General features: G+C 47.3%; 7 protein-coding genes. 2 read left to right on the forward strand and 5 right to left on the reverse strand.

Going from position 1 to position 10,649, the window contains the following annotated elements:
* A partial coding sequence (locus tag AXFE_RS14575) for an IS1634 family transposase (RefSeq protein ID WP_152626124.1) occupies nt 1–730 on the forward strand: 730 nt, incomplete at its 5' end.
* Between the two features lie 1,054 nt (nt 731–1,784).
* Here AXFE_RS14575 and AXFE_RS14585 read toward each other — a convergent pair.
* The 3 genes from AXFE_RS14585 to AXFE_RS14600 all read right to left on the reverse strand — a co-directional run bounded on the left by AXFE_RS14585 (nt 1,785) and on the right by AXFE_RS14600 (nt 6,472).
* Nucleotides 1,785–2,756: a quinone oxidoreductase family protein gene (locus tag AXFE_RS14585; RefSeq protein WP_052606687.1), complete on the reverse strand. Its 972-nt coding sequence runs from the start codon at nt 2,754–2,756 to the stop codon at nt 1,785–1,787.
* A 629-nt stretch (nt 2,757–3,385) separates the two neighbouring features.
* Nucleotides 3,386–4,648, reverse strand: coding sequence for an aminotransferase family protein (locus tag AXFE_RS14595; protein ID WP_052606689.1), 1,263 nt, complete (start codon nt 4,646–4,648; stop codon nt 3,386–3,388).
* Between the two features lie 147 nt (nt 4,649–4,795).
* Complete coding sequence (locus AXFE_RS14600) at nt 4,796–6,472, reverse strand: PucR family transcriptional regulator (protein WP_052606690.1); 1,677 nt, start codon at nt 6,470–6,472, stop codon at nt 4,796–4,798.
* A 580-nt stretch (nt 6,473–7,052) separates the two neighbouring features.
* Here AXFE_RS14600 and AXFE_RS14605 point away from each other — a divergent pair.
* A complete protein-coding gene (locus tag AXFE_RS14605; RefSeq protein WP_052606691.1) occupies nt 7,053–8,576 on the forward strand; it encodes a class I adenylate-forming enzyme family protein in 1,524 nt (507 codons plus the stop codon).
* 495 nt (nt 8,577–9,071) lie between these two features.
* On the opposite strand, the gene AXFE_RS14610 is transcribed toward AXFE_RS14605, so the two are convergent.
* Both AXFE_RS14610 and AXFE_RS20840 read right to left on the reverse strand, forming a co-directional pair.
* Nucleotides 9,072–9,914 carry a PhzF family phenazine biosynthesis protein gene (locus AXFE_RS14610; RefSeq protein ID WP_052606692.1) on the reverse strand — a complete coding sequence of 281 codons (843 nt, stop codon included), beginning with the start codon at nt 9,912–9,914 and terminating at the stop codon, nt 9,072–9,074.
* A 113-nt stretch (nt 9,915–10,027) separates the two neighbouring features.
* Complete coding sequence (locus AXFE_RS20840; RefSeq protein ID WP_052606693.1) at nt 10,028–10,264, reverse strand: hypothetical protein; 237 nt, start codon at nt 10,262–10,264, stop codon at nt 10,028–10,030.
* Nucleotides 10,265–10,649 lie beyond the last annotated feature (385 nt).

The following is a 10,649-nucleotide window of genomic DNA, read 5'->3' on the forward strand; positions in this document are numbered from 1 at the left end:
GTGTCGTTCTTTGGGGAGATCCAAGAAGGAATCAGCGATCTCTAGTCAAGCTAATGAGAGATTCTTAGTAGATATCACTTCGTTGAATACCTCAATCACAAAGGGTTCTATATCTAAGACCACAGTTGTTTCTGAGCGTATCGGACGCATCAAGGCCAAGTACCCAAGTATTGCTTCCAAATACGAGATATCCCTTGAATATCATCAAGACCATGGCAAGATCATCAAAAAGAGACGCTTTGACAAAGTAATCAATCTCACTATTACAGAAAAACCCACTAAAGCCAAAGATGATAATCTCCAAGGAGCCTACGTCATAGACACCAGCCATAGCGAGCTAGATGCAGGTGAGATCTGGAATATCTATACGACTCTCACTAAAGTAGAAGATGCCTTTAGATCCCTCAAGAGTGATCTTGGACTTCGACCGGTCTATCATCAACTAGCTAGCCGAACTGCTGCTCACCTCTTCATCTCAGTACTTGCCTATCACCTCCTTAGTGCTATTGAGCTGACCTTGAGGCAAAATAACGATAAGAGAAGATGGTCAACCATCAAAGAGCAACTCAACAGTCACCGCCGAGCCACCATAGTTCTTACATCAGATAAAGGTGTCGTCTATCACATCCGCACTAGTGGTGTTTCTGAGCCGGTTCACAAAGAGATCTACCGTCTCTTAGGAGTTAGTGATCCCCTTAAACGGATAAAGACCATTGCGACGCATTTGTAGTGCCCAACGTAAGACCACATACTCAACTAGCTGGGAGAATGGTTTGATTTTCGGAAAGATGGGCTAAGCAATCTCCATTTTTGTAAGCACTTGTGTACGTTCTTTGCCCCTGGTAAGACTCGAACTCATCAGAGCTCTTATCTTCCAATGGCCACAAGGATCTTTGCTATCGGATAGGTCTCTGACTTAGCTGACGTCAGGCCCGTAGCTAGGGGAGTTGTTTCATTCGAGATCTCACTGCCTTTGAGGTCAGGAGCCTCGTGAGAGGCGATGACTTAGGTGTGCGAGATATGCCTCAAGCGATTTTACTTAATTGACCTGGGACTAATTGAAACCGTGGAACTTGACAGTTGCTGTGATGGACGCGACCTTGATCACTTTAGATATCATGTGATTGCGCCGGAGATGTTCTCCTTCCGTAGCAGAATATCTACTTCCGGCAAAAAGTAGATCGGTGCCACAAGGAGGGATTTATTTCTACTATTGGGCTTGGTTGCCTGCCTGTTTGCTTGGTTCGTCTTGATGGTTATTAGACAGTTAACATCTTTGTCCTTGTAAAGTAAGCGCCCATTTTCTCTTTGTCCATCAACCAACATCCATCAACCAACCTCCATTAACCAACCTCCATTAACCAACCTCCATTAACCAACATCCATCAACCAACATCCATTAACCAACCTCCATTAACCAAGCCAATGGTTACAATAGCGACTAAGCGCGCAAAAGCTAGAGCAAGAACGTCCTGCAAGGGTTAACTTCGATCAATTGCCAGAATAACTGCTCGAACAACTCCCCGAGTAGATACTCGACTAGGGACTCGAGCAATTCGAGCAGTGGACTAAAGCCAGTGATCTCGTTTGAGCAGTGGCCCATCTTAATCTTGGGTGATGAGGGTTATATATTCACCACCCAAGATTAAGATCAACGAGCTAGGTTTTAGGTGGAATTAGACCTTGGCCTATTTTGCTTTCAAAGCTCTAACTAGGACAATTACAATGATAATGGATTCCCAGGATGCGATTCTTTGGTGTGTGCAAAGTTATTTTTCGAACGGCTATGCACGGAGCAGGATCTTTCCTGTCGAAGCTCTAGAGAGAATCGCTCGATGAGCTAGTGCGGCTTCGCCTAGATCGTAGATTGATCCGATCGATAAATTTATAGATCCATCTTCTAGAAATTTTAGCCCTTCCTCCATTATGGGAGCTACCAGGTGTGGGCGATTTCGCCGCAAGTTACCAAAGCTGTATCCGCAAATACTTCTGGAGGTGGGGTGAAGTTCGTTCGAATAAGCGATACCCGGTGTTGAACTTGCCATTCCAAAGGCGACAATAGTCCCGAACGAATTTAAGATCTTTAGGTCGGCTCCGATGGTCTCTCCTGCAACTGAATTGAGACTGATATCGATGCCCTCAGGCGCAATTTTGCGGATTTCTTGCGGATAGTCATAGTCGTCGCCATATAGAACGCCAATAGCGCCTAGCTCTTCAACTACCGGTATCTTGGCTGGAGTTGAAACCAGTGCCAAGATCTTTGAAGCTCCCATTGCCCTAGCCATCTGGATTGCGGTGGTGCCAATTCCTCCTGCCCCAGCATGAATCAGAATTGAGTCCCCTGGAGCTAGAGTTGCAGCTTTGTGTACTAAGGCGTATGTGGTGCCAATTAAAAGAGGGGCAGCTCCGGCCTCTTCGTCACTTAGGTTACTTGGCGGTATAAAGAAGAGGCCATCGGTGGCGGTTGTGTATTGGCCATAGCCACCGCTGTCGCAAAAGGCCATTACTTTTTGACCTATGAGTGTTGGGCTCAATAGTGCTCCTACCTCGACAATGGTCCCATAGGTATCGATTCCAGGTGTAAAAGGCGGTGGTCCTCCTGGATAGTTGCCAGTGACCGCCATGATATCTGCAAAGTTGACCGATGAATAGATAGTTTTAATGAGGACTTGATTTTGTGAGATTGAAAGATTTGGTCGCTCCACAAGTTCCATATTCTCCGGAGCCCCAAAATTGTTGACGACGATTGCTTGCATGATTGAAGTAAATCTCTACTTTCCTAAAGGGTTGACATGGTGGATTGCCTTAGTGGGTTGGCCCCTATGGAGCTAACTCTATCCTATTTAATGTCTAAGGGCCTTTGAGCTATTTGAATTGCAATGATCTTCGAATTTTACCGATGAGCAACGAAGTTTTCCCGATCCGCCACGCCAAAGCAACAATTGCGCATCGACGAGGTTAAAGCGACAAAATTGCACCTCTGCCTCTGCCTCTGCTTCTGCCGGATCTTGTGAGACGAAATCGAACATTGTGGATTTGGCACTAAGTGAGACGATAGATCTCAAGGTTGTGGACTACTTGTTTTATTGACACTTCATGTACTTCTTTGGACAATTATGGTTGGCAAAGGCAATTTTTAGTTGATCCAAGCGCCTTCAATGCTCTTGATTAGCGCTCGGATTCAAATATCACCCGGACTTTATCTCCGCATTGGCGCTAGATCTCATTGGCGCTATCACAAATGTGGCTAACTTCTCCTTTGTAGTGACTGCTTTAGCCTTTTATGTCACCTGTTAGATCTATTGTCTATTGGAGGTGGCCTTTTATTAGATGTGCCATGAGAGGCGAAACGCTCTCAAAGTGCCTCTTGCATGATGGTTTATTTCTATCGTGGGGCCGATACCACCTCTTTGAGAGCTTCAATGAATGTGTTGCCAATCAACTCAATCTCTGACTTTGTTATAGTCAGTGGGGGAGAGACGGCAATTGAAGTTACTAAGGGTCGAACCAGAACGCCACGGCGGCGCATCGCACCTTGGATCTCACCGAGTGCACTTGGAAATCGGCTTTGAAAGTCGCTCGAAATTTCGATAGCACCAAGAAGTCCTAATCCCGAACGTACCTCCGTGACGATAGGTGAGTCGCTAGATGCCATGAGCGCCATTGATAGGTCAGTCTCTAGAAGTTCTCCATTTGGTATTAGGTTTTCAGATTTGAGGATCTTGAGATTTGCAATCCCGGCGGCGCATGCGATTGGGTGGCCAGCATAGGTCGGGCCATGTCTGAATGTGGCACCGGAGTCGTTGAAAAATGGATCCGAGATCTTCGGCGAAATAACGACGCCGCCTAGTGGTATGTAACCACTAGTGATCCCTTTGGCGAAGGTGATCATATCAGGGACGACCCCAAATCGCTCTGGGCCAAACCAATATCCGAGCCGACCAAATCCACAGATCACAGAATCCACTACCAACAAAGCACCAATTTCCATGCAAATAGCGGCTATTGATGTAAGGTATCCCTCGGTGGGAAGGTGCACACCCCCAGCACCAACAACGGGTTCCACAAAGACTGCTGCGATCTTGTCGCTACCGACTCGAAGCGCCAGCTCAGAAAGGGCACGGGGGTCGTCTCGATCGATGATCGCTATGTCGTTTATGAGCGTCCCGTAACCGACGCGGTTCGGGAGGATTCCCGCCATGGATGTCCCAAAGCCGTGGGTTCCGTGGTAGCTTCCATCTCTAGAGACAATGATGGTTCTTTCGGACTGGCCAATTTCGAAGAAGTAACGCCTAGAAAGTTTTGCTGCGGTCTCAATCGCGTCGCCTCCGCCAGATCCAAAGAAGATCTTTGAGCCTGTAATTGGAGATATTTCGGCAATTTCATGGGCCAATTCCTCGGCAGGTTCGTTTGTAATATCGCCAAATGTCGAATAACAGGCAAGTTTTTCAGCCTGTTGGGCAATGGCCGTGACAATCTCTTGCCTTCCGTGACCCACGTTTGCATACCATAGAGAGGCTGTGGCATCCAAGTAGCCGTTGTCATTGGAGTCAAAGACGTAGTTTCCGCTCGATCGAGTAATCGTAAGACGGTTGGAACTAACCGAAGCCATATTCGCAAAGGGATGCCAGAAGGATGTGTCGCTCATTGGGGCTGTCTTTCAAAGTGATATTTTTACAATCTCAAGCTATCATTTTGACTTCGAAACCTTTGAGGGTTGATCGCGAAATTTTGAAGGGACCGTTGTTATTTGCTACAAAGGTAGTCAAAGATTTTTCAATTAATCCCAAAGTAGTTAGGGGATGACCTTAAGTGCGACGTAGAGGTCTACCAATTCGCCAAAGCAGTCTAAATCGACCCCGACTGCTTCATGGACCTTGTTGAGGCGGTATCGCATTGAATTGGGGTGAATCCCCAGGTTGGTCGCTGCAAGATTGATGTCTAAGTTGGAATCCAAATATGCCTTAAGCGTGGCTAGGCTATGGCGCTCAAGCTCAAATATGGCAAGGCGATCCTTTTGTTTGCAAGCAAATGACGTCTTGTCGGCTTGGGTGATCAACCATGTCACCATATTGCAGTCGTCAAACCAAAGTACTCCAGTCCCCTGTGATCCCTTCCTGGCGTCGCTTCTGGCTGATTTTTCAATCAGTTCACCATATGCAGCGTTAGCCTGGCGATAGGCAAGGCTAAATTGACCTGGACCATCCACGGCCTTCGATATCCCGAAATTGAGGTTTGGTGGCGTCGATATCTCGTTCAGAATCTTTTCAATTACATCAGCCTTTGCTTGGATGATTGCTACATACTTTGAGTTGTGGCTATCCCAGATGGTTGGTGTAAAGTTTTCGGTCAAAGCGTCAATCTGCTCCCCAATGCTCTCTTTTAGATCGCGAGATGTTTCAGAGGAGGGGGAACCTACTATTACGTGAACTGGCTCAGAGAAGTCGATGCCAATTTCGATCAATCGTTCAAAATGGGTTCGATAGCCCTTATGCGTTGCACCCTTAACGGGCCTGATGCCAACCAGTTCAGCTAGAAGCGCACGTTCTGAGGAGCGTCGTTCATTAAGTTTTTCGGCGTTTGTAGATAGAGCAATGGACAATATGTGACCGGCGGATCGGATAAGGGGCAACGAAAGGTGAAAGCCTGGTTCTACCTTGGATTCGTTGGTCTTTATCAATGCCAGCCACATAGTCTCTTGAGTAGGTGTTACTACCGCAAGGGCTAGCCCTGGTCCATATGGGGTGTCGAATTCGATCAACTGCGAAAGCGTGGTTGCCGGAGTGTCACCGAGCCGGCTTCGACTCACAACCTTTGGGTCACGTAGCTGTCTGGGTCCTTTAGTGGTTAGACCGAGTTGCTGATTGATCTCCGCTAAGGCATTTAGCTCCAAGTTGTCCGATGATGCAACTAGCTCTCCACTAGAACTAATGAGTGCAACTTGGGATAAGACTAACGGAGATAGTCGCTCGACTAAAGATCGAAGGGGCTTTTGGCTAAGGAGAGAGTCGAGGAGGTAATCTTGTACTGAGACGAACCTTCTAAGGGCGCCAACGTTTGGCGAGAGAAGCGCTTGATTTACAAATGCAATTATTTCGGCAAAGCCAGTAGCGAAGGGAACGCTAAAGACCGGAAGATCTAGTTCGTTGGCGACTTCGAGTATTGAAGATGGTACCGATTTGAAGTTGATGCCCAAAGCGAAGCCAAGGGCGGTAATTCCACCATCGACAAGTTCTTCTATCAACTCTCGTTGTTCTTCAGGTTTCCCCTTTAATCGAAGACCCGTAGTGAGGGCGATCCAATGTGAGGAGATCCAACGAGTTGGATTTGAAATTTCAAAGGAATGAGCCCCAGTTACAGGTCGATTCAATGAGTTGGCTTTGGGGGTCAAAAGACTCAAACCAAGCGATGGTTGGGACAGCACTTCACCTAAGGTGAGCTGGGTGGGTTGGGGGGTTTTTACATCAACCATTTCTTTGGCTTTCGTGGGAAACAACGGTGTATTCATCATGGGCCACGGCTATTTTGAATCATTTCTGATGGAATTTTTCAATTTATGTCCCTGCGGGAGAGAAGAACCACGGCTATCACTTCTTATTTATGGATGTATTTAGATGTAATTAAGCGATTTGGCGAGATTGGAACGTTGGAGCTTTGGAGAGATAGAGAAGGTACGGGAACCTATCTCTCGTTGATGTGACAGTTTTGTTATTTTCAGATTGATCGCCACGGAATAGCCCTTTATCCCATATTTGTGCTCTAATGATAGCCACCTCGCAACCTAATCTCCAAATTTCAGGTTGACCTGGAATCTTATTTAGTTAGCCGCTCTAGATCAAAAACTTTCTCTATGACTTTCTCTATGATCTCGACCTTATTATCGTAGATAGCTACCAGGTGGTAACATGATAGCTATAGTCTTGATTGGACTGTGGCTGCCTCGGATCTTTATGGATAAGGACCTTTGTATTTAGCCGATCGAAATCAATCAAGTCGGTTCTCAATCAAAACAGATGAGGGAACGGGTCTTGCCTCATCGTAAGGAGCTAGCAATGGATCGAATCGGAATCGTTGGAACGCGACATCGCTTTGATGAAAGTGATATAAGCAGAGGCAAAGACGGTATTTTGCACTATATGGTAGGCGACAATACATTGGTTGAACTACTAGCGAATTCAGCCGCACGCAACGCAAATAAAATCGCCCTCAGGGAGTTGAATGGACGATCAGTCGATTACTCGGAATTGCTGAAACTTGTTGAGGAGGTTGCAGGGGGTCTCCGCCATAGAGGAGTGAGCCCCGGTGACCGGGTGGGGATTCGTCTTTCCAATGGGATTGATTGGGTGGTATCTTTCTTTGCTATCGCCTTTGCCGGAGCGGTCGTCGTTCCGATAAATACTCGCCTCGCTCCAGCAGAGGTCGAATTCATCACCGAAGACTCAGGCTTGGCCTATCTCTTTTTGCCTAACGAAGAGTTGCCGCGCGGTGATTCGTATCGATTTAGTGAAGCCACCCGTGAGACGCTTGCTGGGATCCTCTATACAAGTGGCACTACGGGACGCCCTAAAGGTGCGATGCTCAGTAACGAAAACTTCGTCTCAAACGTTGAGACAGTTAAGCGAGTAGTTCCCATTGAAAGCCACGACTTGATGTCGTTGGTTGCAGTGCCACTCTTTCACGTTACGGGGCTCAATGCCCAGATGCTCCCGACGATTGCGATGGGTGGAACTCTCGTATTGATGGAGACCTTTGATATCAACGTCTTTATTGATTCAATTGAAACCTATAATATCGATACTTTAGTTGCAGTGCCAGCGATCTATTGGTTTGCTTTGAATCAACCATCGTTTGAGGGCGTTGATACCTCATCTGTGAAATACGTTCTTTATGGTGGTGCACCAATGCCGCCAGACCTAGTTCCAAAGATGATGGGCGCATTTCCAAATGCCCGTTTAGGCAATGGTTTTGGATTGACTGAAACTTCCTCGATAGCTACGTTTCTTCCTCATGAATTTGCAAAGGAGCACCCCGAATCGGTAGGGTTTGCATCTCCAGTCACAGAAGTCGACCTAGCTGAGGTTGATCCGGTTACTGGCGTTGGCGAATTGATGATTCGAGGTGCCAACGTTGCAATGGGCTATTGGAACTTAGATCTAGCCACCAAGAACTCCTTTGGTCAAGGTTGGTTCAAGAGTGGGGACATGGCGAGGATCTCAGATGAGGGCCTAATTGAGATCGTCGATCGGCGCAAAGATATGGTAAATAGGGGCGGAGAAAATGTCTACTGCGTCGAAGTAGAAAATGTACTCGCTGAATTTGTCGGTGTTTTAGAGGTGGCTGTCATCGGTGTTCCAGATGAGATGATGGGGGAGAAGGTAGGTGCTGTGGTCGTTCCTGTCCCAGGGGTCGACTTTGATCCAGCGGCTATGGTTGCTTTCGCTAGAAGCCGCTTGGCTGACTATAAGGTTCCACAATACGTATGGGTGAAGAAAGATCCGCTTCCGCGAAATGCCGGAGGAAAGGTCCTAAAGCCGAACCTTAGAAGCGATGCAAAGTGGGGCGTAGCTATCTTTTAGGGATGGTGTCTTGCCAATAGGTGGCTTTGGCGTATTGAATGTGACGCCAAGGCCTTGTTTTGCCCAACTGGTGACGCCGCTAAAAGACGGTTTCATTTAATCTGTGCGGCTCTTCGGGCAAGTTTGAAAAGCTAAATCCAACATAGGCGATAGCATTGACGATCAATCCCGAGGCGTTAGTTGAATACCTTTAGGGGGTAGATTTTTGGCGTACAAGCGCCATATTTGGACTATCAGGCCAACAGTTAAGCGTGCATGGGATGATGCAGTGTGCTTGGCCAATGCTCTGGAAAATGGCGCGTCAGGGACTGCTGCAATAGCTATTTGAGCTAGAACTTGGATTGAGCTAGCTTGGTTTGACTGACTGAAGCTAGCTCGTCTCGTCGAGGGACTGTTTTCGAGAGGTCATTATCTATAAAGGTTGCAGAAAAAGGGCTAGAAGAGTTGTCGGCCTGTTTTTTGGTATGGTGCGATCTTGCGGCACGTCATCTTGAATTAGATAATTGCTGATCCCGAAAAAAGAGTTTTAGTAGCACCACCTACCCATACCTCTCCGTCGGTATTAGTAGTAATTGAGATCTCACCCTTTCTGCCAAGGCGCAAACCCTGCGATACCTTGTATCCTTTCGTAAATTCACCGGACCTAGTTATCCATTGACCAACTGAGGCGTTCATGCTTCCACAGACCGGATCTTCGGCGATACCGATCGCCGGAGCAAAGGTGCGCATCTCGAAAGCGTACTTGGAGCCAGCCGGGTAAGCTCCAATAGCTCCCACCATAGCATTCGGGATAATTGTCAAATCGGGTTCCAGGTCGAGTACCTCTTGAGCAGTTTCAAGTCGAATTACTGCCCAACCAGGACCGTTATCTACCCATTGGTGAGCAAGTATATTTTTGCGCTTGATTCCAAATGAAGCCGCGATCTCTTCTAAATAGTTTTCGTCAAGGTTTCCGGATCGGACAAGATTAGGTGCTCTAAAGGATAGTTTGCCCATCTCGTATCGAACTTTGATAAGTCCGGCACCGCATTGTTGGATGAGCGTTTGTCCGTGATTTGCGACTCCACCATTTTCGAGCCATGCGTGGGCGGAGCCGAGAGTTGGGTGACCCGCGAATGGCAACTCGCCACCGGGAGTAAAGATCCGTACAAGGTAGTCGGCCTCTTGGGTGGTTGGTTGAAAGATGAAGGTTGTCTCGGACAAGTTTGTCCATCGAGCGACTTGGAGCATCTCTTTATCGTCTAATCCTTCTCCATCAAGGATTACGGCTACGGGGTTGCCGCAATACGGAGTCGTTGAAAAGACGTCGACTTGGGCGAAGATGCGTGGGCGAGTCATTGAAAATGAGACCTTTCGACAAGGTTTCCGGATTGGATGGAGTTATTCTATTTCATCTTCTGGCTCGGAGTTTTTCAGCGGAGTTTTTGTAGCTCTATTATCTGTTTTGTGCTCTAGATGTGGGCGAGCTGTTTGAAATAGTCGATTGGTGTGGGTCGCGCGGTCTGTATTGGCTTTGGAAGGCGGGATATGTCTATCTCGTGGCGCCTAGCTCTTGGATTTTGGTTCTCCTTAACAGGGGTCTTCGGATTTAACGGTGGAAAGTAAGCATCTAAATCAGATAAAGCCTCTGGCTTTGGGCTATAGAGATAGGGGTTGGCACGTCTAATGGCTCCTTGGACGACGATCAATTATCGACTAGAAATCTCTAAAACTCATAAGGTGGATGTTTGGGTTCGCCATTGGCGAACCCAAACATCCACGAGAACATCTATCCCATTTGATGAATCTACAACTATCTGAGAATTGGCATATCACCACGTTTAGTGTGAATTAGGTTGTCGGAGACTGCTCGAATACAAGAGCAAGCTTGATCCATGACTCATCTTGAACTAAGGCCTATCTTGAATTAAAGCCCCAGGTGCGACGATAAAGTGCCACGGATAAGATCGCAATAGCCCCTGGGTCCTGATATGAGAGGTTGTTGGCCCTCAGCGGGACCTGTGCGTCGCCAAGATTGACTAACTCTGTGGAAAATTGCCAGGAGAACAATGTTGGAATGGGCAGAACGCTTTG

This window comes from Acidithrix ferrooxidans, assembly GCF_000949295.1.
Lineage (GTDB): Bacteria > Actinomycetota > Acidimicrobiia > Acidimicrobiales > Acidimicrobiaceae > Acidithrix > Acidithrix ferrooxidans.